The organism is Arthrobacter sp. D3-18 (genome assembly GCF_054408525.1).
The window spans coordinates 120092-144900 of the sequence record NZ_CP096439.1; the positions used below are offsets into that span (position 1 = coordinate 120092).

A 24809-nucleotide genomic window follows, 5' to 3' on the forward strand; every position below is an offset into this window, starting at 1 on the left:
AGGAGAATCCTCCGGCAGGGAAAGACATTCTTCTGCCGGGACGGCATAGGCCGTGACATAACCCTAAGCTCGGGACCGGGGCGGGCATCACCGACATGGCATCGCAATGTGGTGCCAAAAAACCGACAAATGTCGGGCGCATTAGTAAACGCGTGCAATGCCGTCGGCGGGAGCAGGAAGAGTAAGAGAGCGGGATTCGTGAAGCCGCCATATCAGGTACGCGAGACCCAAGCGCACCCGACCCATACCGCCCAACGGGTCGAACCCTAGGGTTTCGGTGATGGCTTGCACGCGGGTGGTCATAGTGCTGTGGTGAATGCCTACCGCGCGTGCGGCTTCACGCACTGACCCGGTTCTGACAATCGCATCCAAGGTCGAATGCCCCCAAGAGTGCTCGGCAATCTTCGCGATCGCCGAAACGTCGGTCGGTTGATGACCCGCCGGGACATCCGCTAGAACTTCGAGGAGACCACCATAGTCATCGGCGAGCACGACGGGGATGTCCGGGGGGCTGGACAACCGCAAAGCGACTACAGCCGTTCGGAATGAACGCGGGAAGTCTAGGATCAGCGCCGGCTGCCCGATCCCGACCGGACTCCCTTCAACAAACGTCGTCGATTCTGGGACAACAAGTGTATGCACCGGCCCGACAGGTGTGCCCACCACATCTTCTCGGGCGCGCGGATGGCGTTGCCAGGTTGCGAACAAGGGAGCAACGATGATTCTGTACCTAGTAGACGAAGAGAACCCCTGACGTGCCGCCGCCTCAAGGCGCCGATCCTCGTCAACGTGTGAATCGACCATCAGCCCCAGGTCACGCCTAGGCTCAGTGACCGCGGACTTGTCTTGTTTAATACGCAACGCCAGAGACAAGCGTTCTAAAATGATCGCATCGTTCGCGTGAGGATCTCCTTCTCTCTCAAGCCACACCGACAGACCGTGGTCTGACCAAGAGGACCGGGCGTCCGAACCCCCGGTTCTTGCTCCCGCCAGCTGCTCGCCCGAAGGGGAAAAGCGCATCGCTCTAGAAGGGGACTCGACCGCGAAACCGGCCACGCATCCCGCCAAGGAAGCCGCTGCGCTCAATAGCGCCTGGCTGTTGACCCCTCCCACAATGAGTTCGTCAAAGCACGCGATCACACGGAGGCTGGCCACCGCACCCGGGTCGAGGCTGTGCAAACGACCGAGCAGCTCCTGCACCTCGCCACCTCGTCTCTATGCTCAAAGTCTATCGCCGTCAGTCGCAGAGAAAGCGCTCCAGCCAAGCGTTCCTTGTCAGTATCATCCCACGGGCAAGACGCGTGTGCGGAGCGAAAATATCGAAGGCGTGAAAGCCTCCTGCCCAAACATGCAGTTCGGCGTCGACCCCATCCCTCCACATTTTGGTCGCGAATGCCGTCGCTTCGTCACGGAACACTTCAACCGTCCCGACATCGATAAACGTGGGAGGCAGACCCCCGAGATCCAATGCTCGGGCAGGTGCAGCGTACGGCGAAACATCAGCGGTGCCGCGGCGATCCCCAAGCAGCGCGTTCCAGCCAGTTTCATTGCTAATCCGATCCCACACGCCCACACCGTCGAACTGGGTCAGCGAGTGAGATGTACCGCGGTCATCGAGCATCGGATAATCCAGAAGGAGCGCGCAGATAGACGGGCCGCCTCGATCACGTGCAGCCAATGCTATCCCAGCCGCGAGGCCCCCGCCTGCGGAGGCTCCCGCGACGAGAATCCGAGCACGATCGATGCCTAGCTCGCCTACCTGCGATTCCAGCCACTCCAACGCCGCATAACAGTCCTCGATCGGGAACGGATCAGCGAACTCCGGCGCGAGCCGGTACTCGACCGTGACCAGAACACAATCGAACTGCGTGACCCAATCCACCGCCGAGTCGATACCGCTGAACCGGTCCCCGAACATCAACCCGCCCGAATGAAGGAAAAGTATCGCTGGCCGCGGCCCGGTTAACTTTGAGCGCAGCACGCTTACTTCGATAGGGTTCCCGTTCCATCCAGAGAGTTCGTAATCAGCACGAGTGATCAGGCGATCACCTACAATCTCGGCGTACGGGCGTGACGCATAGGCCTTGCGCATAAAAGGTACCAAATCCGGGGTCACCGTCGGCGGGAAGACGCCCCCCACGATGGCCAGGCCTGCCTTCAGTTCCGGGTCCAATGGAGGCGCGGGCGGGCGTGCCCCGGGTTCGCTCCATGCATCCATAGATTCAGCATAAGCGGACGGGTGCGTGAAAAGCCTCTTGGCCAATGCTGAAGACGTTGGGCGCAAGGTCAGTGCCCCAAATCATGGAAGATGCATGCTCTGACCGGCAGCGGGACGTATTGATGTGGGACGAGTTGCCTGATTGGGGGTAAAAGTATCGGGGCAGCTCGTGACCCCCTCAAATTCAGCTCTGTTGCGGGGTCTGAACCCAAGCATGCGATCTGTCATGCGGTTATAAACGATTCGGTCCTGGTTGCCTGAATCATGGTTGCTGTGGAGAGGATGTGCTGTTCCATCTCTGCTTTGGCATTTTCTACGTCTCCCGTTTCAAGCGCCTTGATGATCCGGGCGTGGTCTTCATTGCGTTCCACGATGGAGGACCCGACCGGGTGGGGGGCGCCGGTGGTGTTGATGAGGAAGTCGCTAAGGTCCCACATGCGGCGGCTCATGGTGCTCATGACTCTTGAATGGGCCATACGATGAATGATTTCGTGGAAGTTCCGGTTTTGGACTCGATACTGGCGGGCCCGGATATCTGGGTCCGGCTCGGTATTTAGACGGTCCATTCTGCGGGCGGCCAGGTATAGCTCGTCCAGGTGGTCGTCTGTCCGCCGTTGAGCAGCAGCTGCCGCGATCACGGATTCGAACCCAGCGAACATTCTGAAAAAGTCTTCTACTTCTTCGAGCGAGTACTCGGTGACGACACATCCTATTTGGGGGAGGATTTCGACCAAGCCGTCTGCAGAAAGCAAGCGGAGCGCTTCCATAACAGGCTGCTTGCTTACACCGAATTCAGCCCGTATGGACTCGACCGAAAGCTTGGTCCCTGCTGCATATTCGCCTTCGAGCAGTCGGCTTTGCACGGCTTCGTATATGCGCCCGAGGAGGCGTCCTCCACCTGCAGAGGAGCGTTGGTTGAGGGGAGCTTGCAGTGGTGTCATGGAACTAGTGTTGCGCATATGGCTCCTCTCCTCAACAAACTAGAACGCTAGCATATGTCTCGGTGCGCCCAGCCGGCCTTCTGGGCCGGGCGCACAAGAGTCTTAGTCAGCTTGGCGTTAGACTGCCTGGGAGGCGGGAGTGCTGGACTTTATGTCGGCGACGCTGGCAATCTCAGCGAGCAGGCCGAGGGATTCGATGCTCGCCGTGTGGGCCTGAAGGCTAGCGGCGGAGGAGGCATCCTCTGCGATTATGACCCGATAGCCCGCATCAGAGGCGGCGCGGGCTGTGCCCTCCAGGGATGCGTTGGTGGCCACTCCGGCAAATACGAGAGTGTCGATGCCGCGTTCTTCCAGCACAGCCGTGAGTTCGGGCACGAAACCACCGACGCGCTGGTGAGTGATGACCACGTCCTCGGCTGCTGGTGCAAGGTCGGGAATGATGTCGGCCAGCGCACTTCCGTCTTTGAGGCAACCGGACTGCTCCACGACCTTGAGCAGGGGAGAGTTCGCGTTGAGGTCGCTGAAGTCGGGCCTGAAGGCTACCCGGGTATAGATCACGGTTATGCCGTTCTCCCTTGCGGAGGCCAGCAGTTCGCCGATCTTGCTGATGATGTTCCTGCTGACGATCTGTTCGTGGAAGAAGGGAGCGAAGGCTCCTTCCGCCGAGACGATGTCTCCCTGGCAATGAACCGCGATGACGGCCGTGCGCTCTGGGTTGAGTTCCATTCTGGTCTTCCGTTTCTTGCTAGTGGGATCGGGGCCTCGGACGGTAAGTGTCCCCGGCCACGAGAATCATTCTTAGGAGCCGGGGACAACGACGACGTTCGTGAACCCGCCGCGGCGCTTATCCACCGAATCTAATGCCTCATTGACTTCTGAAAGGGGGAAGACTTCGTGTTCAAAGACCGAAAGATCCAAGGTGCCGGCGTGCGCCATTTCTGCCATATCCTGGCCTTCTGCGACGCTGAACCAGAGTGAGCCGATAACGCTGATCTGGAAGCACATAAGCTTAAACATCTCCAGCGGGAGCGGCTCTGACATGCCTCCGATGTCGACCATTCGGCCGCCACGTCGGAGCGCCTCGATGCCGGCGAGCGTGATCTCGTGCGGAGCGCCGGGGCCAACAGCGTCGATGAAGATATCGGCGCCGAGGCCATCGGTGTTTTCGCGAACCCATTCCTCTATGGGCTTGTCCCCGTGGGAGAGAACGTGGACCCGCCTCGGATCGATGAGGCGAACCCGCTCGAGGAGTTCACGGTCACGCGCCATCGCGAAGACCTTTGTGGCGCCCATGGCCAGGGCATTGAGAACGGCCCCGAGTCCAAGGGTTCCCGTGCCACCGTTTATTAGAACGGACGTGCCGGCCCCTGTCCCTGCTTTGCGGAGAGCGGAGTAAGACGTTCCAAGGTAGCCGAAGCGGCAAGCGGCTTCGAAAGAGACTGACTCAGGCAGTACCACCAGCCCGTCTGCGGGGACCTTCATGTACTCACAGAAACCACCATGCGGGTAGTCCTCAAAAATCTCCTGCGAGCCTGCCCCAAAGCCGAAGTAGCCCTGGAATGTGTAGGCGGGGTCGTTGATGCGTTCGCCTCGCCGTGACGCATGGGAATCACCGGAGTCGCGACCCGGGTTGACGTAAACGCGGTCGCCGGGCTCTACGTTGCGGACCTGGGATCCGACCTTGCTCACAATGCCTGCAGCGTCCAAGCCATAAATAGCGGGCAGGGCTGGCAGGGGAAGGTATGGAAACCAATCAGGGTATGAGGTGATGACGTTCCGCAGGTTAGGCACAACGTTGCACGCCTTCACCTCAACGATTACATCCCTTGGGCCCGGTTCGGGGACGTCCACCTGGTCGATCTGGAAAGGCTTGCCTACTTCGTGAAGTCGTGCGGCCTGCATCAAGCTCATCATCGCGCTCCTTGCAAATGGAATTTCGTGGTTGCCTCAATGCCTAGCACGAGGCCTGCGGTTAGTGACGGGAGTCACTGGCGTGAGCAACGTTACATGCAAGCGTGCAAGCCTGCAAGAGGGCGCCCGCCCGCTCGGCCAGCGCTTGGTGCGGGTTGGGTTGCCGATCCACCTTTCGGGGCATTGGGAAAAATCGCCATACTGCCCTAATGCGCCAAGGGCCCAGGCGATCCTGCCGCTTGGGGGCCGGACTCTTGGAGAGTGCATAAGGAGTGCGTCCCATTCAGCGGTACGAATCATTGCTCTTGGTAGAGGTGGGCTACAGAATCCAACCCGGGGGAGATTGGCAGTTTTCCCCATTGGGAAAACGAAAAGCAGCAGGATCAGAGCGAAGATGCTTTACAAACCCGCTAGCATGCTAGTAGATTTCTATTAGTGATCGGCCTCACGTTTGGAAGCGTGGGTTCCTGATGGAGAACGACCTCTATCAGCGCGGACGGAGTTGTCCGAACTTGAATTTAGAAGGTGTGATGAAAACTCAGTTGGAATTCGATACCGACGTCCTCGTTGTGGGCACAGGACCGACCGGGGCCATAGCGGCGCTGGCGCTGGCCACCCAGGGCATTCGCGTTCACATGCTTTCGCGGTGGAACTGGCTCGCGAATACACCTCGCGCGCACATTACCAACCAGCGTGCCGTTGAGGTTCTGCGGGATCTGGGGGTGGAGGAGGAAGCTGCGAAATATGCGGTGCCTTGGGAGGACATGGGGGACACCCTGTTTACGACCAGCCTGGCGGGGCAGGAGATTGCCCGGCTCCGAACCTGGGGTACCGGGGACGAGCGGTACGGGGACTATTTGAAGGCAAGCCCCTGCACCATGCTCGACGTTCCGCAGCCACTGATGGAACCGATCCTGCTCAAGAACGCCGGCGAGCGGGGTGCACAGGTCACCTTTAACACGGAGTACCTCTCCCACGTTCAGGACGCCGACGGCGTCAATGTCACCTTCCGCAACCATGTCACCGGCCAGGACTACATGCTGCGGGCACGTTACCTGATCGGCGCCGATGGTGCCCGCTCCCAGATCGCAGAAGACATCGGGCTGCCGTTCCATGGTCAGGTTGCCCGTGCCGGTACCGCATATGTGCTGTTCAAGGCTGACTTGAGCAAGTACGTCGCGCACCGTCCCAGCATTTTGCACTGGATCATGAACCCGGTCGCCGGCTTTGGTGAGATCGGAATGGGCCTGTTGCGCGCGGTCCGGCCCTGGGACGAGTGGATCGCCGGATGGGGATTCAACATGGCAGACGGTGAGCCCGATTTCAGCCAAGACGTCATCCTCGAGAAGATCCGCACCCTGGTCGGCGACCCCGAACTTGAAGTCGATGTCCAGACGAAGTCCACCTGGTACGTGAACCAGCAGCACGCCGAGCGCTTCTCCGTCGGACGGGTATTCTGCGGAGGAGACGCGGTCCACCGCCATCCACCGAGCAGTGGCCTGGGTTCAAATACCTGCATGCAGGACGCTTTCAACCTGGCATGGAAACTGGCATACGTCATCAAGGGCTACGCCGGAGAAAGCCTGCTCGATTCCTATTCTCTGGAGCGCGTACCAGTCGGCAAACAGATCGTCGCCCGGGCCAATCAGTCCCGCAAGGACTACGGCCCGCTGAACGACACGTTCCGTGTCCCGGGCCAGGAGCACAGCATTGAAGCCGGGCTGGCACGCTTGCACGCCCCGACACCCGAAGGCGTTGAGCTGCGCCAGAAGCTTCAGGAAGCACTGGAAGGGAAGAACTACGAGTTCAACGCCCACGGCGTTGAACTGAACCAGCGCTACGAATCCGACGCTGTCATCCCAGACCCGAATGCCGGCGAAGAGCAGTGGGCAAGGGATCCCCAGCTTTACGTCCAGCCCACAACCCGGCCCGGCGCGAAAATTCCGCACGCATGGCTTGTGGACCGTGAAGGCCACCGGACATCGACCCTTGATGTCACCGGCCACGGCAAGTTCAGCCTTGTCACCGGCCTTGCCGGACGCGCTTGGGAAACAGCAGCCGCCGAACTTGATGCCCCGTACCTGCGCACCGTCGTCATCGGCGAAAAAGGCGCCGAAGACCCCTACGGCGCCTGGTACAAAGTCCGGGAAATCCACGAAGCAGGCGCCCTCCTCGTGCGCCCCGACGGCTACATCGCCTGGCGCCAGTCCGCACCCGTCTGGGACGTCGAGACAGCCCGCGCCGAACTTCGCTCGGCACTGGACACCGTCCTGGGCAACACCAAACAGAACACCCCCGAAACCTCAGGAGAAACCCGTGAATTCACGCCCGTACACTAGCGTCTGGTCCGACCTCGCACAGGTCGAATTCAGCCAGGGCTTCATCCAGGCTGGCCCCTACCGCACCCGATACCTGCACGCCGGCGATAGCAGCAAGCCCACACTGTTGATGCTCCACGGCATCACCGGCCATGCCGAAGCCTATGTGCGGAACCTGCAGGCCCACGCCGAGCACTTCAACGTTTATGCCATCGACTTCATCGGCCACGGATACAGCAGCAAGCCTGACCACCCGCTGGAGATCAAGCACTACATCGAACAGGTCAACCACTTCCTGGACGCCATCGGGGCCGAGAGAGCCTACTTCTCAGGTGAATCCCTTGGCGGATGGGTGACCGCCCGTTTCGCCATCGATTTCCCGGAGCGGGTCGAACGTATCGTCCTGAACACCATGGGTGGCACCATGGCGAACCCGGTCGTGATGGAACGCCTTTACACGTTGTCCATGGAAGCGGCAAAGGATCCATCCTGGGAGCGGGTTAAAACCCGGCTCGAGTGGCTCATGGCCGACCCGACCATGGTGACGGACGACCTTATCCGTACCCGTCAGGCGATCTTCCAACAGCCGGACTGGCTCAAGGCATGTGAAGCAAACATGGCCCTTCAGGATCCCGAGACCCGCCGCCGAAACATGCTCACCGACGATGACCTTCGTTCCATCCAGGCGCCCTCCCTGGTGGTATGGACCACCAAGGACCCCTCCGGTCCGGTCGATGAGGGCCGCCGAATCGCGGGGCTGATCCCCAACGGTCGGCTGGCTGTTATCGAAAACGCCGGCCACTGGCCCCAGTACGAGCAGACCGAGATTTTCAACAAGATCCACCTGGATTTCCTGCTCGGCCTCGACGAGGGTGCGGGCACGGAACTGACCTCTGCACAAGTTCAGGGCTAGGAGACTGCCATGACCGTTGCTCTGCTTGCCATGTCCCACAGCCCTCTCCTTGAACACGGGGATCCGGGGCCCGAAGTGAAGGCCGAAGTTGAGGCCGCATTCGACGCTGCCCGCAGCTTCGTCCATGACTACGACCCCGACCTGGTCATCAATCTCGGACCTGACCACTACAACGGCTTCTTTTATCAGCTGATGCCGGCGTTTTGTGTCGGCTATGACGCCGTCAGCATCGGTGACTACGGAAGCCAGGCCGGCCCGCTCAACGTCCCGAAGGACATCGCCGAAGACCTCGCCGAGTTCGTCATCGGTCAAGGCATTGATATTGCCATCTCCCTGAAGATGGAGGTCGACCACGGGGCAGTCCAGCCCATGGAGATCATGTACGGCGACATTACTGCCAAGCCGTTCATCCCGGTCTTTATCAACTCTGTAGCGCCGCCCTTCACGCCCCTCCAGCGTGTCCGGTTGCTGGGTGAGGCCATTGGTCAGTATCTGAAGACCCTTGACCAGAAAGTGCTGCTCATTGCTTCCGGTGGGCTTTCCCACGATCCGCCGGTGCCCAGGTTGGCCACCGCCACCGAAGCCCAGCGCCGGATGTTGATTGGAGCGGATGGTCAGCAGACGCCCGAGGCGCGGGCAGCCCGGCAGCAGAGGGTTTATGACACGGCGGACGCGTTCGCTCGAGGTGAAGCGAACATTAAGGACCTCGCCCCTGAGTGGGATCAGCAGCTGATGAAGATTCTCGCCTCCGGGGACCTTTCGCCCATCGATGCCTGGACACCAGAGGAGATGACCGAAATCGCGGGTAACTCCTCTCACGAGGTCCGTACCTGGATCGCAGCTTATGCAGCTTTGGGAGCCGTCGGCCCGTACACGGTGCAGTACAGCTATTACCGCCCCATCCGCGAGTACATTGCAGGGTTCGGTGTTACAACCGCCACCCTCGACCACAACTAGCCAAGCGCGCCGGGTCCCGGAGCAAAAGCTGCACGATTGAGAGTGATGTAATGACAAATCAAACCAGCGGCGCCAATGAGGGCGCAGCGGTATCGGTCAATTCACCGAACCTGAGGACCGTGGCCAACACCCTGTTAGGGGCAGTGAACACCGCACGCCCCTGTGAGCCCGTCCGGGATGTGCTCGGCGGAGACCTTGACGCCGCGTATGAAGTGCAGGAGCTCCTGATTCAGAGCCGGGTCAGTACTCGTAACCGGCGGGTTGGCCGGAAGGTTGGGCTGACTGCGCCCGCGGTGCAGCGTCAGCTGGGCGTGGACCAACCCGACTTTGGGGTGCTGCTCTCGGAGATGCAGCGCGGCGAAGACGAAGAAATCCCGTACTCGCAGCTGATCGCGCCCCGTATCGAGGCGGAGATTGCCTTCGTGATGGGCCGCGACGTCGAAGACACCGAGCGTGGTGCAGTTCTTTCCGCTGTGGATTTCGTCGTTCCATCCCTGGAAATCGTGGACAGCCGCATCGCGAACTGGGATATCGGGATCGTGGACACGGTCGCAGATAACGCATCCAGCGCCTACTTCGTCCTGGGCAGCAGCAAAGCAACACTGAACGATTACGTACCTGCAGGGGCGGAAATGGTCATGACCATCAACGGCCAACAGGTATCCCAGGGAACCGGTGCCGACTGCCTCGGCGATCCCATCAACGCCCTGCTGTGGGTCGCGGAAACAGCCGCGGCACTGGGCCGTCCCCTCCGCGCCGGCGAAGTGGTACTTTCCGGCGCACTCGGCCCCATGGCCCCCCTCAAAGCCGGCGACGTCGTCGAAGCCCGCATCAGCGGCCTGGGCACCGTCACCGCTACAGCATCTAAGGAGCTCTCATGAGCGCAAAAGCAGCCATCATCGGTTCAGGAAACATCGGCACCGACCTCATGTTCAAGATCATGAGGCTCAGCGACAAGCTCGACATGGGCGTCATGGTCGGTATCGATCCCTCCTCCGACGGCCTTGCCAGGGCAGCACGGCTCGGCATTGCCACCACCGCCGAAGGCGTTGAAGGCCTCATCGCAATGCCGGAATTCCAGGACATCGAAGTCGTCTTCGACGCAACGTCCGCCGGAGCCCACCGGCATAACGCAGAGGCCCTAGCTCCCTATGGGAAAAAACTCGTCGACCTTACCCCTGCCGCCATTGGCCCCTACGTTGTGCCATCGGTGAATCTTGAGCAGCACCTGGACGCGGGCAACGTCAACATGGTCACCTGCGGCGGGCAGGCAACCATCCCCGTTATCGCGGCCATTGCCAGTGCCGCACCTGTGCACTACGGCGAGATCGTCGCTTCCATTTCATCAAAATCTGCAGGACCGGGAACCCGGGCCAACATCGATGAATTCACTGAAACGACCTCGGACGCGATCGTCCAGGTCGGCGGGGCCGCCAGTGGCAAGGCCATCATCGTCCTGAACCCGGCCGAACCGCCGATGATCATGCGCGATACAGTCCTGTGCCTGGTTGACCGGCTCACCGAGGCCGAACAGGACAAAGTCACCGCTGCCGTGCAGGAGCGGGTCAATGAGGTGGCCGGCTATGTCCCCGGCTACCGGCTGAAGCAGGCCGTGCAGTTCCAGGACGAAGGCGCCGAAGTCAGCGGCCTCATCCCGGAAGGCCGCGGAGCCGGGGAATACACGCGCGTCAGCGTCTTCCTCGAAGTCGAAGGCGCCGCGCACTACCTCCCGGAGTACGCCGGAAACCTGGACATCATGACCTCTGCCGCGCTTCGCGTCGCCGAGCAGCTGGTCTCTACAAAACAGGAAGTAGCATCATGAGCCAGACACCCACCCGCGTCTTCATCCAGGACGTCACCCTGCGCGACGGCATGCACGCCGTGCGCCACCGCCTCAGCACCGAGAACGTAGCCAAGATCGCCGGAGCCCTGGACGCCGCGGGCGTCGACGCCATCGAGGTCGCCCACGGTGACGGCCTTGCAGGCAGCAGCCTCACCTATGGTGCTGGAAGCAACACCGACTGGGAATGGATCGAAGCCGCTGCTTCAGTGGTCAAGAAGGCACGGCTCACCACTTTGCTGTTGCCCGGTATCGGTACCCTGCACGAGCTGCGCCAGGCCTATGACCTGGGCGTCCGGTCCGTACGCGTCGCCACCCACTGCACCGAAGCGGACGTCTCAGCCCAGCACATTTCCTACGCCCGCGAACTGGGAATGGATGTTTCCGGGTTCCTCATGATGTCGCACATGTCTGAGCCCGAAAAGCTGGCCCAGCAGGCCAAGCTCATGGAGTCCTACGGTGCTCACTGCGTCTACGTCACCGACTCCGGAGGAGGCTTGACCATGGAAGGTGTCCGGCAGCGCGTCCGCGCCTACCGCGACGTCCTGAACCCGGAAACCGAAATCGGCATCCACGCCCACCAGAACCTGTCCCTCGCGGTCGCCAACTCCGTCGTCGCCGTCGAAGAAGGTGCCTACCGTGTTGACGCCTCCCTTGCCGGCCACGGCGCAGGCGCGGGCAACACCCCCGTGGAACCGTTCGTCGCTGTCGCCACCCTGCACGGTTGGGAGCACGGCGCTGACCTCTTCGCACTTCAGGACGCCGCAGAAGACCTCGTCCGGCCACTGCACGACCGTCCCGTCCAGGTCGACCGCGAAACCCTCACCCTGGGCTACGCCGGTGTCTACTCCAGCTTCCTCCGCCACGCCGAACGCGCCTCCGCCCGCTATGGCCTGGACACCCGCGACATCCTCGTCGAAGTCGGCAAGCGCCAACTCGTCGGCGGCCAGGAAGACATGATCACCGACGTCGCCCTCGACCTCCAGCACGCCGCTGCGAAACATCAACAACCCCTTCCCGTCCGCTAGCTCCACCTCCTCCAAGGAATCAGACATGTCAACGAAGACAGCCCCGAACGCAGAGGGCCGCACCGGCCCCATGAAGGTTGCGATGGCAAGCTTCATCGGCACCACCGTCGAGTACTACGACTTCTTCATTTATGGGACAGCAGCAGCCCTGGTCTTCCCCAAGCTGTTCTTCCCTGAAGCCGGCCCGCTGATGGGCACGCTGCTGTCCTTTGCTACCTTCGGCGTGGGGTTCCTCGCCCGTCCCCTTGGAGGTATCGTCTTCGGCCACTTCGGTGACCGGGTCGGGCGGAAGAAGATGCTCATCATCTCCCTGGTGGGCATGGGCGCCGCAACGTTCCTGATGGGCCTGTTGCCCGGCTATGCACAGATTGGCATCGTCGCACCCCTTCTGCTGACCGTCCTGCGCCTCTTCCAGGGGTTCTGTGTCGGTGGTGAATGGGGAGGCGCGACACTCATGGCCGTCGAACACGCTCCCAAGGGCAAGAAGGGCTTTTATGGGGCGTTTCCCCAGATGGGCGCCCCTGCCGGCGTAGCCCTCGCCACTGTCTCCTTCCTCGGCGCCACCCAGCTGCCCGGCGACCAGTTCCTCGCCTGGGGCTGGCGGCTGCCGTTCCTGGTCAGCGCAGTCCTGGTTGTTGTGGGCCTGGTCATCCGCCTTACCATCGCTGAAAGCCCCGCCTTCGCCGCTGCCCGCGAGAAGAAGGAGCTGGTGAAGCTCCCTATCAAGGAAGCCTTCCGTCGGCACCCCAAGGAAATTTTCCTCGTCGCCGGCACCTACCTCAGCCAGGGCGTTTTTGCATACATCACCATGGCCTACCTGGTCAGCTACGGCACCGCCGTGGCCGGGATTGACCGCACTACGGTCCTGATGGGCGTGTTCGTCGCGGGCATCGTCGCCGTCGTCCTCTACCCGATCTTCGGATCACTCTCGGACAGGTACGGCCGTAAGACCATGTACCTCGCTGGTGCCGTAGCCATGGGTGTATCCATCGGCCCCGCCTTCATGCTCATCAACACTGGTGTGGCAGCCAACTTCGTCCTGGCGGTGGTAATGGTCTTCGGCATCGCCATGGCACCGGCAGCGGGCGTGACCGGCTCCCTCTTCTCCATGGTCTTCTCCCGGGAAGTCCGCTACACGGGCGCCTCAGTTGGCTACACAATTTCGCAGATCGCCGGCTCCGCGTTCGCCCCGACGATTGCCACAGCACTGTTCGCTGCAACCAAATCCAGCGACTCCATCGTCATCTACCTGCTCGTCGTCTCTGCCATCTCCATCATCTCTGTTGCACTCCTGCCCGGTGGCTGGGGGCGCAAGGAAGCAGCCCGCCAAAACGGGGAAGAACTGGCTGAAACTCAACGAAGCGCAGCAAACACCCCTGCCGAAGCCTAACCAGACCTTTTGAACAGCAGGGGCTGCCGACGCATTACGGCCGCCCCTGCTGCCACAAGGCCCAGGCGGCCTCCTCCAGGGTAACGAAGTTCCCCTATTCCGGTTTCGATCACAGGTCACCCTGTCCCCGGTCACGCCTGAAAGGTCACGCGAATGACACGCGCAGATTTCCCCGACCGCGTTTTTGGACCAGATGAAATTCCGACTCTTGCTTGGCAGGAGACAACACCTGCGAAGCGGACAAGTTTTGTCCAGGACTGGCATCTGCTGGTCGGCGCGGTGGTGGAGGTCCGATGGGAGGGACGGGTCATCCGAACAGGGCTCGTCGACGACGTCACCGCATCCGGAGACATCATCTGGATAGCGGCAGATGGGTTCGACAGCAGAACCATGATTGACAAACGAGAGGGCTACAAACTTGCGATCGTCCAAGCACTGCAATAATCCTCCGCGGACAGCGGTGGCAAAAACCCTCGCTGTCCTCCCATTCTGCACAACGGCTTCGGAGCAAAGTGGCACCTGCGGCTTCCGCCAGGCCGCCCTAAGAGGTAGTGCTGCAGACAGCCATAATCATGATCCAGCACGTGCTCCGGTCGAGAGTGCGGTCGACTATGGCCAATCAGCCGACGCAGTACCGGAAAGAGGTTTTCCATCCGGACAAATCACCGCCGCCGCCTGGGAAGGCTGGTGGCAGGCGGAGCCCGGGGGGGGCTGCCTAACGGCCGCCGAAACGAGCGTCACATGACGGGCTTGCGTTCATCATCGGCCTCTACGCCATGACCCCCGTGGTCACTCAATCGTTCCGGACTTGCACAAGTCACCCACGACGCGCAGCTGCGGCAGCGGTTGAAACCGTCGTTCCAGTCTGCCTTTGCAATCCAGGTGTCAGGATGCTGGACGTATGACGGCTCTTGTATCCGAGAGGCTCCACGGTCCGGCTTCGGCCCAATGGCATTCCCACAACACCCGGGGGAGGGGCAGTGACGCGTCAAGCCTTTCTGACGATCCCTGAAAGAGAAATAAATCGATACCGCGCCTGGGCAGTAATTTCTGCTTGCCTCGGCTGGATGAAAGAGAGTTATACGTGGCACGTATTGGCGTTGTGGCCGAATTGGGTCACGAGAGGCGGGTGGCGGCGACGCCCACCACCGTCAAGCAGTTGTTGGGGTTGGGCTACGAAGTTGTGGTCGAAAAGGGTGCGGGCGAGTCCGCCTCCTTCAGAGACGACATGTACGCCGAAGCCGGTGCACTGATCGTCGGCGCCGATGAGGCGTGGGGCAGTGAGGTGGTGCTTCGGATCAACCCGCCTACTGGGGAGGAGATCGGCCGGCTGGCCGAGGGTGGGACGCTGATCGGGATGCTGGCCCCTGGTCTGCGGCCGGAGCTGGTGGAGGCGTTGGCGGCACGCCCCATTACAGCTTTGGCTTTGGATGCGGTGCCGCGGATCTCCCGGGCGCAGTCGATGGATGTGCTCAGTTCGATGGCGAACATCGCAGGATACCGTGCCGTGATCGAGGCGGCCCACGAGTTCGGCCGCTTCTTCACCGGCCAGGTGACCGCTGCGGGCAAGGTCCCGCCTGCCAAGGTCCTGGTCGCCGGCGCCGGCGTCGCCGGTCTGGCGGCGATCGGGGCCGCGTCCAGCCTGGGCGCAATTGTCCGGGCGACAGACCCGCGCCCTGAGGTGGCCGACCAGGTGAAGTCCATTGGCGGTACCTACCTCAAGGTTGAGGTGGAGGAGGAGATGAAGTCCTCCGACGGGTACGCGAAGGCCACCTCTGAGGCGTATAACGCCCGGGCTGCTGAGATTTATTCGGAGCAGGCAGCCGATGTGGACATCATCATCACCACGGCCCTGATCCCTGGACGTCCCGCGCCGAAGCTGCTCACCGCCGAAGACGTGGCCGGCATGAAGTCCGGCAGCGTGATCGTGGACATGGCCGCCGGCCAGGGCGGGAACGTCGAAGGCTCCGTCGCCGGAGAACGGATAGTTACGGATAACGGTGTGGTGATCCTGGGGTACACGGATCTTCCGGCCCGGCTCCCGGCTCAGGCCTCCCAGCTGTACGGGACAAACTTGGTGAACCTGCTCAAGCTCCTGACCCCGGACAAAGACGGTCAGCTGCGGATCGATTTCGATGACGTGGTGCAGCGCTCCGTGACGGTGGTCCGGGAAGGGGAGAAGACCTGGCCCCCGCCACCGGTCCAGGTCTCAGCCGCACCCGCAGCCACGACCCAGGTCCCGGCCGCCGAAAGCACCGCCCCGAAGAAGAAGGTAGGCCTCAGCCCGGCCGGCAGGGCCGGGCTCTTCGCCGCGGGCATCGCGGTGCTGTTCGGGATCAACGCGGTCGCCCCCGCGCCGCTGCCGCAGCACTTCACGGTGCTGATGCTCTCCATCGTGGTCGGCTTCTATGTCATCGGGAAGGTCCATCACGCCCTGCACACCCCGCTGATGTCCGTCACGAACGCGATCTCGGGGATCATCGTCGTCGGGGCTCTGCTGCAGGTCACCTCCGAGAACATCGTGATGCAGGTCCTCGCCGCCGTCGCGGTCCTGCTGGCCAGCATTAACATTTTCGGCGGCTTCGCCGTCACCCGGCGCATGCTCGCCATGTTCTCGGCCGGGAAGGCACGTTCATGAGCGCGGCCACTAAAGCAGCAGGAATTCTATCGAGGAGCCTTACCGTGTCTGATACCGTCTCCGGTCCGTTGACCGCCGACTCCATCGCGGGGGCGGCCTACGTCGTCGCTGCCCTGCTGTTTATCCTGTCCCTCGCCGGGCTGAGCAAACACGAGAAAGCCCGCGCCGGGGTCATCTACGGCATCACCGGGATGATCATCGCGCTGGCCGCGACGATCTGGCTGACCCTGCAGGACGCCTGGGGCACCGGTCACGCCCTCACCGGGCTGGGCCTGCTCGTCGCCGCGGTGATCGTCGGCGGAGCCGTCGGGCTCTGGCGCGCCCGCGTGGTCGAAATGACCGGCATGCCCGAACTGATCGCACTGCTGCACAGCTTCGTGGGCCTCGCCGCCGTCCTGGTCGGCTGGAACGGGCACCTCGAAGCCCCGGACCTGTCCCCGGACCTGACAGCGATCCACCACGCCGAGGTATTCATCGGCGTCTTCATCGGCGCAGTGACCTTCACCGGCTCGATCGTGGCGTTCCTGAAACTCTCCGCCCGGATGAAGTCCTCACCCCTGATGCTGCCGGGCAAGAACGTCATCAACCTCGGTGCCCTCGCCGCCTTCATCGCCCTGACCGTCTGGTATGTCAACGACTCCCAGCTCTGGCTCCTGATCGTCGTCACCGTCCTCGCCCTCGGGCTGGGCTGGCACCTGGTGGCCTCTATCGGCGGCGGCGACATGCCCGTGGTCGTGTCCATGCTCAACAGCTACTCCGGCTGGGCCGCCGCCGCCGCAGGCTTCCTGCTGAACAATGACCTGCTCATCATCACCGGTGCCCTGGTCGGCTCCTCGGGTGCGTACCTGTCCTACATCATGTGCAAGGCCATGAACCGGTCCTTTATCTCCGTGATCGCCGGCGGGTTCGGCATCGCCGCCCCCGCCAGCAAGGGCGACGCGGACCAGGGCGAGCACCGCGAGATCACCGCCGAGGCAACGGCTGAGATGCTGACGAACGCCTCGTCCGTCGTCATCACTCCCGGCTACGGCATGGCCGTAGCCCAGGCCCAGTACCCCGTGGCCGAACTGGCCCACCAGCTCCGCGAGAAGGGCGTGAACGTCAGGTTCGGCATCCACCCCGTCGCCGGGCGCCTGCCCGGGCACATGAACGTGCTCCTTGCCGAAGCCAAAGTCCCGTACGACATCGTTATGGAAATGGACGAGATCAACGACGACCTCGGCGACACCTCCGTGGTCCTGGTCATTGGAGCCAACGACACCGTCAACCCCGCTGCCGCCGAAGATCCCGGCAGCCCCATCGCCGGGATGCCCGTCCTCAAAGTCTGGGAAGCCGAGAACGTCATTGTGTTCAAACGCTCCATGGCCGCCGGCTACGCCGGCGTCCAGAACCCGCTGTTCTTCCGCGAGAACTCCCAGATGCTCTTCGGTGACGCCAAACAACGCGTCGAAGACATCCTCCGCGCGTTCTAACCGATGGCGCCAGCGTAGCCTTTCTGCTGGTCGATATAACAACACCCGGGCGGCGCTAGTCGGGTTTACACAACCAAATCCGTGTACCGAGGCAGACGACAGAAGTGAAAAGAGACGAGACCATGCCCTCGCCGGGTTCCTCCCAAGTACCCTCTGCTGAAGACTTTCCGACGCTATGTGCCGGATCGGACTCCCTGCGCGGAAGAACCACCGGTACCCCGTCAGGCCCTGAACATCGACGAACTGACTGCATCCCCCTGGATTGGTCTTCACTACAGGCACGAATTCTTACTCCACTACAGACACGAGCTGTTGGAGGGGACTGCCCCGGCTTTTGTTGACTAAGGGTCTTAGGCCGCTTTGAGCGCGGTCCGGTTGATTGTTTCATATTCGATTGGCGTGAGTTTTCCCAGCCGTCTCTGCCGTCGCCGGCGGTGGTAGGTTCTTTCGATCCAGGTTGTGATGGCCAGTCGGAGGTCCTGTCTGGTGATCCCACCGTTGACAGTCCAGGACGTTCTTCTGCAGCAGCGAGAAGAACGATTCCATCGCTGCGTTGCCCGGGCACGCACCGGCCCTGCCTATCGAGCCGATGAGCCCGTGGTGACGGAGTGATTCGACGAATCGGCGTGACCGGAACTGGGACCCGCGATCCGAGTGGACCGCGGTTGCTGCCAGGCGGCGTGCCCGCATCGCATTCTCCAGTGTGGTGACGGCTAGTGAGGACTTCATCCGGGAGTCCATCGAGTACCCGACGATTCTTCCGGAGTAGATGTGGCGGTTTCAAGGAGACAGCGCAACACCTTTCATCGAGGGCGTCGTAACGATGTCGTGGAAAGATCGTGGCATCGCGTATTCGATGCTCCTGCAGGGTGCTTCTGCGCAGGAAACGGTGAGACGGTTCCGCGTCAACACGGGAGCGGTCGTCCAATGGGCCAGACTTGGGGGCATGGTGATCCGAATGGAGCCCGAGCCGGCGTCATCTCCAACGCCGCAGCACCCTTCGGCGGCGTCAAGCAGTCCGGCCTGGTCCGCGAAGGCGGCCTCGAAGGCATCGAGGAATACCTCTACACCCAGCACATCGGCATCGCCGACCCCTACGTCGGATAAATGAATTCTGCCAGTGGGCCACTTCCCTTGCAGCTCCTGCGCAGACCGCTTGTAAAGATCTTGTTTGTGATGTCCTTTTCTTCCATACTGGAGCCATGCGTACCGCTGAATGGAACACTTCGTCGTCTGTGCTGGAGCGTGCCGCCCAAGTTCTTGGTGCCTTTAGAAGCGAGGACCGCTCCTTGGGGGTTTCCGAAATAACCCGTAGAACGGGGCTGGCGAAGTCCACGGTTGCCCGTCTGACATCCGAGCTGCTGCGACTGCAGTTTCTGGAGCGGCAGGGCTCCTCATATCGTCTCGGCATCACCTTGTTCGAATTGGGTCAGATGGTAGTGACACCCAAGGAGCTCCGCCGGCGCGCTATGGGGATTATGGTCGACCTGCGCAATGCGACAGGACAGACCGTTCACCTTGCCGTCCTAGACGGGACAGAGGTGGTTTACATAGAAATCTTGCGGGGAAGGGGGGCACCTCCGCTGCCCTCCCGCGTTGGCGGCCGCATGCCGGCGCACGCGACGGCCGTCGGCAAAGCAATGCTTGCCTTTGCCCCCGCGGCTGTTTTGGGCGAGATTCTTGCTACGGGTATGCAAAAAGTCGCCCCGGGAACCATCACCGATGAAGAAGCGCTGCAGAAGGAGCTCGTTGAAGTAGCAGCCATCGGGCTAGCCCACGAGAATAACGAATCAGCGCCTGGCAGCTCGTGCGTCGCCAGTCCGGTCCTGGACTCCGGCGGAGCGCTGGTCGCATCCCTTTCGGTATCCGGATTTGTAGGGCTTCTGGACGTCGACCGGGTGGGGCCTGCTGTCCGAACAGCAGCGTTGGCCCTTGGCCGCCAGCTTCCCCGCAACAGTGCGCTAACCGAAGACTGAAATCTGGAGATAGCAGCTCTCGATTTCTTTGGGACTCCGATAGCGACCGGTTACAGCGTTCCGAAAACGGCGACTCAGGCAACGAGAAGATCTCCTGTAACGTACCGGTGATTGGAACGTCTGCTGGCGGCTTCTGACTCTTTCGCTCACTATGGGACGAGCGTCACACTGCCGTGACCATCAACCCTAGGAATGAAGAGAAGCACCATGACCACAATGCGAGCAGCACGGCTGCACCAGGTAGGCGGCAAGTTTGAAGTGGATGAAGTACCGATTCCGGTTCCAGACGACTACGACGTCATCATTAAGGTTGAGTCGGCGAATCTGGTTCAGAATCTGCGCAATGTCATCACTACCTACCCGTCTCTCAAATCGTTCCTTCCGTTGCCCGAGCTGCCCGCTATCTTCGGCATGGACACAGCAGGCACTATCAGCCAGGTCGGGGTCCGCGTACGCAACCTGAAAGTGGGCGACCGTGTCTACCTCAACCCCGGCCGGCATTCGGTGGACTCGTGGGCCTCCCGTACGGGTGACCCCCTGAGCGACACTGCATACACTTTCCAGGGTTATTTCGGCTTCGGCCCCGAGTCGAAGGAGATCCACAAGGATTACCCCCACGGCGGGATGTGCCAATACGTCAAAGGGCCAGCGTCGGGAATTATCCGGATACCGGACAACGTCCCGCTGGACCATGCGTCCCGCTTCGGATACCTGGGCACTGCATACTCGGGTTTGCGCAAGGGCGACGTCCGGGCCGGCACTAATCTCCTCATCCAAGGTGTTACCGGCACGCTCGGCCTAAGCGCTGTGCTGCTGGCCCTGGCGATGGGGGCGACGCAGATTTTCGGCGTCGCTCGCAACAGGGCACTGCTCGAACGAATTCGCCAGATCGCTCCGGATCGCATCAAGGTGATGGCGTACGGCGACGGCGACGTGGGCGACTGGGTCCGGCAGAACACCGACGGGCTGGGCGCAGACGTCTACCTTGACGCCCTCGGCGACAAAGCGACGGCGGATGTGAGCATGGCGGGGATATGGGCACTGCGCCGGGGCGGCAGGATGGTGAGCATAGGAGCGATGCCGGAGGACCTGCCTATTCCGATGTACAGGCTGATGACGCTGCAGATCAGCCTGCTGACTTCGCTGTGGTTCAGCGTGGCCGAAGGAGAGGAAATGGCGCGGATGGCCGCCGCCGGAACCCTTGACCTCAGCCATTTCGAGGCCTGGCACTATAGCCTCGAGGAGGCCAACCAAGCCATTGACGCTGCCACCGATCGCGCCGGCGGCTTCACCTCCATCATCATCAAACCGAACAACTAGGCAGGGAGTTTCATGGTCACCCTAAACCCTGCAACGACGGCCCTTTTGGTGGTCCACTTGCAACACGACATCGTGTCGCCAGGAACTGCCTTTGGGCAGATGTTCAACCCTGAAGTCCAGGCCCGTGATGTACTCGCCCAATGCCGGAAGGCCATGCGGTCTTTGCGTGATGCCGGCGGCCTGGTTGTGCCGCTTCGGATAGCGTTCATGGACAACTACTCGGACTTAAACCGCGCGCTTCCGCTTCTACAGATGGTCGCTAAGGCGGGTTGCCTCAAGGAGCGAAGCGAAGGCAGTGCGCTCGTCCCTGAGGTGGACGTTCACGATGCCGATGAAGTGGTCACCCACCAATTGCCAGGTCCATTCAGCCGTTCACGGCTGCAGGAAATCCTGTCGTCCCGAGGCATAGACAATGTTGTCGTGTGTGGCGTGGCAACTAATGCTTCCGTGGAAGGGGCTGTCCGTCAGTCCGCGGATTTGGGATACAGCACCTACGTCCTCGCCGATGCCACCTCAGCGGCGGATAATGCCTCCCATCAGGCGTCCCTCGCATCGATGGGACTGTTCTCCCAGGTCATAACCCTTGAAGAGTTCACTGCCGCTCTGCCCGGCGACGTGGTCTGAACGGCACCTCAGCATGAGGTTGTCGACGTAATGGGCGCGGGTCGCCCTGCTCGGCCTTACTCCCGGGTGACCCGCGCCGGTTGATCTATATGACTATTTCGGCCAGACCTTGGGCCAGGGGACAATGGCGGCAGCTCGCTGCAACAGCGGTCCGGTCGTCGGTCCGTTCAAGGGCGCGTCGTTCGAGCGGAAGCGGCCACCGCCTAATGCCGGGGTCCTTAGTCAGCTGGCGGGTTCCAGCTGCGCTACTTCGCTAGTACTCAGGGATCCGATAGCGGGAACCAGATCGGCGGTGCTCTGCATCATGTGATGGCGCATTCGGGCCTCCGCGGGTTCTGCAAGCCCGTCATACGTCCTTTCAAACAGGGCGCGCGCTTCCGGTAAGGGCCAGCCGGAAGGCAACAGCGCCAACGGGAGGTCCGGATGGGCTTCGCCAATCTCCCGCCAGTCCCGCAGAGTCTCTATCCGTAGTCTCAATGCCATGGTCGGCGAAACGGCATCGTCTTCAATGGCATCGACTATGTCTGCCGCACGCTTGATAAAGGATTCCAGGCGCGGCCTGAGTTCCTCCAGTCCGAAGGCGCCTGCGGGGTTGCCTTCGGCGCCGAAATCGACGTGGGGGGCGCCGCTGAAAACCGTCATACGGTTGATACCCGCGTTCATCAATGCCTGCCGGGACTCATCGTCCAGTGCCCACGGCCGGACCCAGACCCCGTCGTAGAGCAAACCGAATCCGAACTGCCGAAGCAATTGCCTGACCTGGTGGCGAAGGTGGCGCTGCTCCTCACTCACCGAAAATGTGATGACGGTCCAATGCCCGTCCCAGTCCCGGTACTCCCGGCCAAAATCTACGATCTGTTAAGGCGGCGTTGCTGACGGCGGCGGGCTGGCTCAGGCAGCGTGTAGTAGGTGGCCCGGCCTCGCCGGGAAGGTTCGAGGAAGCCGTGACGTGCTACGCGGCTCAGGGCGTTTCGGGCCGCCGTTTCGCTGAGGCCAAAGTCGCCCAGCACATCAAACGAAGAACGTCGAGGGGATATCGTCCTCAACTCCAAGGAAATGGGTACCAAGGAGCGTCAGCAGGAACTGCTGGGAGCCGTGGACGGGTTTGAGATTGCTCATAGCTAAGTCTTTCGCATAGACGGGACCATTGCCCACCCAGTTGCTCGTCAACTTTCTTGACGATCGTTACGCGTCGTGCGGAGCTTAGTTGTGCGGAAAGCGGAGAAGCTCCGCTGAAGGGGCCTGGAAAGGCCCGGCAACTAGGAGGCATCGGTGGCTTAACAGGAAGCCGTGAACGAGTTCAACTCTCATTACGAGGAGACATTTGACAATTCGCACGTGTACTACGAGGAGATGCACGCCAAGTGCCCCGTGGCACACAGTGAGTCGTTCGGCGGCTTTTGGGCGCTCTTCAAATACGAAGACATCATCCGCGTGCAAACGGAGCATCAAAGCTTCAGCACCGCGGAAAAAAATGTCGTCCCGCCGGCCACCCGAAACCAAGGCAAACGACCTCCGCTTCACTTTGATCCGCCGGAACATGAGACCTACCGGCGGCCCGTCACTCCGGTTTTCGCCAAGAGCCGCATGGCCGTTCTTGAGCCCGAGCTTCGTCGCTTTGCCGACGAGCTGATCGATCCCCTGATTGCCGCCGGCCACTGATGGGTCGTCTCAAGAGAAAGCGACTGCCGGCCCCTTTCAAGGGGCCAGCAGTCGCTCTTGTTGTGAGCGGTTACCCGGCGTTGGGGTCGGCGATGCCGATGTATTGGGTGGTGGTGTATTCGGCGATGCCTTCTGATCCGCCTTCGCGTCCCAAGCCTGACTGCTTGACGCCGCCGAAGGGTGCTGCGGCGTTGGAGATCACGCCGGCGTTGAAGCCGACCATGCCGAATTCGATCTGTTCGGCCACCCGCAGCAGCTTAACGAAGTCTCGGCTGTAGAGGTAGGAAGCGAGGCCGTATTCAGATGCGTTGGCGAGTCTGATGGCGTCCTCCTCTGTGCTGAAAGTGGTGACGGGTGCTACGGGTCCGAAGATTTCCTGGCCCAGGATTGCTGCGTCGTTGGGAACGCCGGCGAGGACGGTGGGCTGGTAGAAGTAGCCGGGTCCGTCCACGGGTGCGCCGCCGGAGACGGCTACTGCTCCGGCGTCGACGGCGGCTCTGACCAGGGCGTGGACGTCGTCGCGGGCGCCGGCGTCGATGAGCGGGCCGACCTGGGTGGCGGGGTCGGTGCCGCGGCCGGTGGTCAGGGCGCCCATGGCGGTGGCGAACTTGGCCGTAAATTCCTGTGCGACGGATTCGTGGACGAGGAACCGGTTGGCCGCGGTGCAGGCTTCGCCCATGTTCCGCATCTTTGCGGCCATGGCACCTTCGACGGCGGCGTCCAGGTCCGCGTCCTCGAACACGATGAACGGCGCGTTGCCGCCGAGTTCCATCGAGGTGCGCAGGACGTTCTGGGCTGCGTCGGCCATGAGGCGTTTGCCGACGGGGGTTGAGCCGGTGAAGGAGACCTTCCGGAGGCGGGAGTCCTTCAGCAGCGGTCCGGAGATCCCGGATGCGGAGGATGAGGAGACGACGTTGAGGACCCCGGCGGGCAGGCCGGCGTCGAGCATGGTCTGGGCGAAGTACTGCGCGGTGAGGGGAGTGAGTTTGGCGGGTTTGAGGACCATGGTGCAGCCGGCGGCCACGGCGGGGGCTACTTTGCGGGTGGCCATGGCGAGGGGGAAGTTCCAGGGGGTGATCAGCAGGCAGGGTCCGACGGGTTTGTGCTGAACCAGGATCTTGTTTTTACCTTCGGGGGTCGTGACGTAGCGGCCGTAGTCGCGGACGGTTTCTTCGGAGAACCAGCGCAGGAATTCGGCGCCGTAGGTGACTTCGCCGCGGGCTTCGGCGAGGGGTTTGCCCATTTCCAGGGTCATTAGCAGGGCGAAGTCTTCGGCGCGTTCGGTGACCAGGTCGAAGGCGCGGCGCAGGATCTCAGCACGGGTCCGGGGTGCGGTCCGCGCCCACGAGGCCTGTGCGGCATCAGCTGCGTCCAGGGCGGCAACCGCATCTTCACTGGTCGCCGAGGCGAGGGTGGCGAGCACCTCCCCGGTGGCGGGATCGTGAACCTCAAAGGTGCCGCCGTCGGACGCCTTCCGCCACTCACCATCAATCAATAGGCCGGTAGGGACGGAAGCGAGCAGGGAGGCCTCGCGCTCGGACAAGTTGGCAGGGGATACTGCGGGGGAAGTGGTCATTCGAAGGTCTCCTTTGAAGAAACAA

Annotated in this window: 22 protein-coding genes and 2 pseudogenes; 15 read left to right on the plus strand and 9 right to left on the minus strand. The window is 61.9% G+C overall.

Going from position 1 to position 24809, the window contains the following annotated elements:
- Nucleotides 1–141: 141 nt before the first annotated feature.
- The 5 genes from M1D89_RS00535 to M1D89_RS00555 form a co-directional block, all read right to left on the minus strand.
- Entirely contained in the window at nucleotides 142–1200 is a 1059-nt protein-coding gene (locus M1D89_RS00535) for a helix-turn-helix domain-containing protein (RefSeq protein WP_498643782.1), read from the minus strand.
- Nucleotides 1201–1237: 37 nt separating this feature from the next.
- The gene (locus tag M1D89_RS00540; protein WP_498643784.1) at nucleotides 1238–2218 is read right to left on the minus strand and encodes an alpha/beta hydrolase; all 981 of its coding nucleotides are present in this window, start codon (nucleotides 2216–2218) and stop codon (nucleotides 1238–1240) included.
- Between the two features lie 224 nt (nucleotides 2219–2442).
- Nucleotides 2443–3159: a GntR family transcriptional regulator gene (locus tag M1D89_RS00545; RefSeq protein ID WP_498643786.1), complete on the minus strand. Its 717-nt coding sequence runs from the start codon at nucleotides 3157–3159 to the stop codon at nucleotides 2443–2445.
- A gap of 117 nt (nucleotides 3160–3276) precedes the next feature.
- Nucleotides 3277–3885, minus strand: coding sequence for a cysteine hydrolase family protein (locus M1D89_RS00550; RefSeq protein ID WP_498643787.1), 609 nt, complete (start codon nucleotides 3883–3885; stop codon nucleotides 3277–3279).
- A gap of 72 nt (nucleotides 3886–3957) precedes the next feature.
- Entirely contained in the window at nucleotides 3958–5070 is a 1113-nt protein-coding gene (locus M1D89_RS00555; RefSeq protein WP_498643789.1) for an alcohol dehydrogenase catalytic domain-containing protein, read from the minus strand.
- A 530-nt stretch (nucleotides 5071–5600) separates the two neighbouring features.
- Here M1D89_RS00555 and M1D89_RS00560 point away from each other — a divergent pair.
- The 10 genes from M1D89_RS00560 (at nucleotide 5601) to pntB (ending at nucleotide 17626) form a co-directional block, all read left to right on the plus strand.
- Nucleotides 5601–7409, plus strand: a complete 1809-nt coding sequence (locus M1D89_RS00560; RefSeq protein ID WP_498643790.1) for an FAD-dependent oxidoreductase — start codon at nucleotides 5601–5603, stop codon at nucleotides 7407–7409.
- A complete protein-coding gene (locus M1D89_RS00565; RefSeq protein WP_498643791.1) occupies nucleotides 7387–8301 on the plus strand; it encodes an alpha/beta fold hydrolase in 915 nt (304 codons plus the stop codon). Before M1D89_RS00560 ends, M1D89_RS00565 begins: the two co-directional genes overlap by 23 nt.
- A gap of 9 nt (nucleotides 8302–8310) precedes the next feature.
- On the plus strand, nucleotides 8311–9258 hold the full coding sequence (locus M1D89_RS00570) for a 3-carboxyethylcatechol 2,3-dioxygenase (RefSeq protein WP_498643792.1): 948 nt from the start codon (nucleotides 8311–8313) through the stop codon (nucleotides 9256–9258).
- Nucleotides 9259–9308: 50 nt separating this feature from the next.
- On the plus strand, nucleotides 9309–10139 hold the full coding sequence (locus tag M1D89_RS00575) for a 2-keto-4-pentenoate hydratase (protein WP_498643793.1): 831 nt from the start codon (nucleotides 9309–9311) through the stop codon (nucleotides 10137–10139).
- Nucleotides 10136–11080 (plus strand): acetaldehyde dehydrogenase (acetylating), encoded by a 945-nt coding sequence (locus tag M1D89_RS00580; RefSeq protein ID WP_498643794.1) that lies wholly within the window; start codon nucleotides 10136–10138, stop codon nucleotides 11078–11080. Before M1D89_RS00575 ends, M1D89_RS00580 begins: the two co-directional genes overlap by 4 nt.
- Entirely contained in the window at nucleotides 11077–12126 is a 1050-nt protein-coding gene (dmpG, locus tag M1D89_RS00585) for a 4-hydroxy-2-oxovalerate aldolase (protein ID WP_498643795.1), read from the plus strand. The genes M1D89_RS00580 and dmpG overlap by 4 nt, the downstream gene beginning before the upstream one ends.
- 25 nt (nucleotides 12127–12151) lie before the next feature.
- Entirely contained in the window at nucleotides 12152–13516 is a 1365-nt protein-coding gene (locus tag M1D89_RS00590; RefSeq protein WP_498643796.1) for an MFS transporter, read from the plus strand.
- A 153-nt stretch (nucleotides 13517–13669) separates the two neighbouring features.
- Entirely contained in the window at nucleotides 13670–13960 is a 291-nt protein-coding gene (locus M1D89_RS00595) for a hypothetical protein (protein ID WP_498643797.1), read from the plus strand.
- 640 nt (nucleotides 13961–14600) lie between these two features.
- Complete coding sequence (locus M1D89_RS00600; RefSeq protein WP_498643799.1) at nucleotides 14601–16154, plus strand: Re/Si-specific NAD(P)(+) transhydrogenase subunit alpha; 1554 nt, start codon at nucleotides 14601–14603, stop codon at nucleotides 16152–16154.
- Entirely contained in the window at nucleotides 16151–17626 is a 1476-nt protein-coding gene (pntB, locus tag M1D89_RS00605) for a Re/Si-specific NAD(P)(+) transhydrogenase subunit beta (RefSeq protein ID WP_498643801.1), read from the plus strand. The genes M1D89_RS00600 and pntB overlap by 4 nt, the downstream gene beginning before the upstream one ends.
- A 350-nt stretch (nucleotides 17627–17976) precedes the next feature.
- Here pntB and M1D89_RS00610 read toward each other — a convergent pair.
- A pseudogene (locus M1D89_RS00610) lies at nucleotides 17977–18403 on the minus strand (DDE-type integrase/transposase/recombinase); the annotation flags it as partial.
- Between the two features lie 183 nt (nucleotides 18404–18586).
- Between M1D89_RS00610 and M1D89_RS00615 the strand changes: the two are divergent.
- From M1D89_RS00615 to M1D89_RS00630, 4 genes and pseudogenes are all read left to right on the plus strand, one after another.
- Nucleotides 18587–18733 (plus strand): annotated as a pseudogene (locus tag M1D89_RS00615) (aldehyde dehydrogenase family protein); the annotation flags it as partial.
- 95 nt (nucleotides 18734–18828) lie between these two features.
- A complete protein-coding gene (locus M1D89_RS00620; protein ID WP_498643803.1) occupies nucleotides 18829–19602 on the plus strand; it encodes an IclR family transcriptional regulator in 774 nt (257 codons plus the stop codon).
- Between the two features lie 207 nt (nucleotides 19603–19809).
- On the plus strand, nucleotides 19810–20922 hold the full coding sequence (locus tag M1D89_RS00625; RefSeq protein ID WP_498643805.1) for an alcohol dehydrogenase catalytic domain-containing protein: 1113 nt from the start codon (nucleotides 19810–19812) through the stop codon (nucleotides 20920–20922).
- 12 nt (nucleotides 20923–20934) lie between these two features.
- Nucleotides 20935–21546, plus strand: a complete 612-nt coding sequence (locus M1D89_RS00630) for a cysteine hydrolase family protein (protein ID WP_498643807.1) — start codon at nucleotides 20935–20937, stop codon at nucleotides 21544–21546.
- A 222-nt stretch (nucleotides 21547–21768) separates the two neighbouring features.
- Here M1D89_RS00630 and M1D89_RS00635 read toward each other — a convergent pair whose 3' ends face one another.
- Complete coding sequence (locus M1D89_RS00635) at nucleotides 21769–22338, minus strand: PaaX family transcriptional regulator C-terminal domain-containing protein (protein WP_498643810.1); 570 nt, start codon at nucleotides 22336–22338, stop codon at nucleotides 21769–21771.
- A 56-nt stretch (nucleotides 22339–22394) separates the two neighbouring features.
- Nucleotides 22395–22556, minus strand: coding sequence for a hypothetical protein (locus M1D89_RS00640; RefSeq protein WP_498643812.1), 162 nt, complete (start codon nucleotides 22554–22556; stop codon nucleotides 22395–22397).
- Between the two features lie 280 nt (nucleotides 22557–22836).
- On the opposite strand from M1D89_RS00640, the gene M1D89_RS00645 reads away from it, so the two are divergent.
- Nucleotides 22837–23208 carry a hypothetical protein gene (locus tag M1D89_RS00645; protein WP_498643814.1) on the plus strand — a complete coding sequence of 124 codons (372 nt, stop codon included), beginning with the start codon at nucleotides 22837–22839 and terminating at the stop codon, nucleotides 23206–23208.
- A gap of 70 nt (nucleotides 23209–23278) precedes the next feature.
- Here M1D89_RS00645 and M1D89_RS00650 read toward each other — a convergent pair whose 3' ends face one another.
- Nucleotides 23279–24784, minus strand: coding sequence for an NAD-dependent succinate-semialdehyde dehydrogenase (locus M1D89_RS00650; protein ID WP_498643816.1), 1506 nt, complete (start codon nucleotides 24782–24784; stop codon nucleotides 23279–23281).
- Between the last annotated feature and the right edge of the window lie 25 nt (nucleotides 24785–24809).

Bases quoted from the DNA above. Each gene is read 5' to 3' on its own strand.
- M1D89_RS00630 (WP_498643807.1), top strand. From the start codon at position 20,935: ATGGTCACCCTAAACCCTGCAACGACGGCCCTTTTGGTGGTCCACTTG.
- dmpG (WP_498643795.1), top strand. From the start codon at position 11,077: ATGAGCCAGACACCCACCCGCGTCTTCATCCAGGACGTCACCCTGCGC.
- M1D89_RS00545 (WP_498643786.1), bottom strand. From the start codon at position 3,159: ATGACACCACTGCAAGCTCCCCTCAACCAACGCTCCTCTGCAGGTGGA.
- M1D89_RS00555 (WP_498643789.1), bottom strand. From the start codon at position 5,070: ATGAGCTTGATGCAGGCCGCACGACTTCACGAAGTAGGCAAGCCTTTC.
- M1D89_RS00550 (WP_498643787.1), bottom strand. From the start codon at position 3,885: ATGGAACTCAACCCAGAGCGCACGGCCGTCATCGCGGTTCATTGCCAG.
- M1D89_RS00580 (WP_498643794.1), top strand. From the start codon at position 10,136: ATGAGCGCAAAAGCAGCCATCATCGGTTCAGGAAACATCGGCACCGAC.
- M1D89_RS00590 (WP_498643796.1), top strand. From the start codon at position 12,152: ATGTCAACGAAGACAGCCCCGAACGCAGAGGGCCGCACCGGCCCCATG.
- pntB (WP_498643801.1), top strand. From the start codon at position 16,151: ATGAGCGCGGCCACTAAAGCAGCAGGAATTCTATCGAGGAGCCTTACC.
- M1D89_RS00540 (WP_498643784.1), bottom strand. From the start codon at position 2,218: ATGGATGCATGGAGCGAACCCGGGGCACGCCCGCCCGCGCCTCCATTG.
- M1D89_RS00570 (WP_498643792.1), top strand. From the start codon at position 8,311: ATGACCGTTGCTCTGCTTGCCATGTCCCACAGCCCTCTCCTTGAACAC.
- M1D89_RS00620 (WP_498643803.1), top strand. From the start codon at position 18,829: ATGCGTACCGCTGAATGGAACACTTCGTCGTCTGTGCTGGAGCGTGCC.
- M1D89_RS00595 (WP_498643797.1), top strand. From the start codon at position 13,670: ATGACACGCGCAGATTTCCCCGACCGCGTTTTTGGACCAGATGAAATT.
- M1D89_RS00560 (WP_498643790.1), top strand. From the start codon at position 5,601: ATGAAAACTCAGTTGGAATTCGATACCGACGTCCTCGTTGTGGGCACA.
- M1D89_RS00625 (WP_498643805.1), top strand. From the start codon at position 19,810: ATGACCACAATGCGAGCAGCACGGCTGCACCAGGTAGGCGGCAAGTTT.
- M1D89_RS00575 (WP_498643793.1), top strand. From the start codon at position 9,309: ATGACAAATCAAACCAGCGGCGCCAATGAGGGCGCAGCGGTATCGGTC.
- M1D89_RS00650 (WP_498643816.1), bottom strand. From the start codon at position 24,784: ATGACCACTTCCCCCGCAGTATCCCCTGCCAACTTGTCCGAGCGCGAG.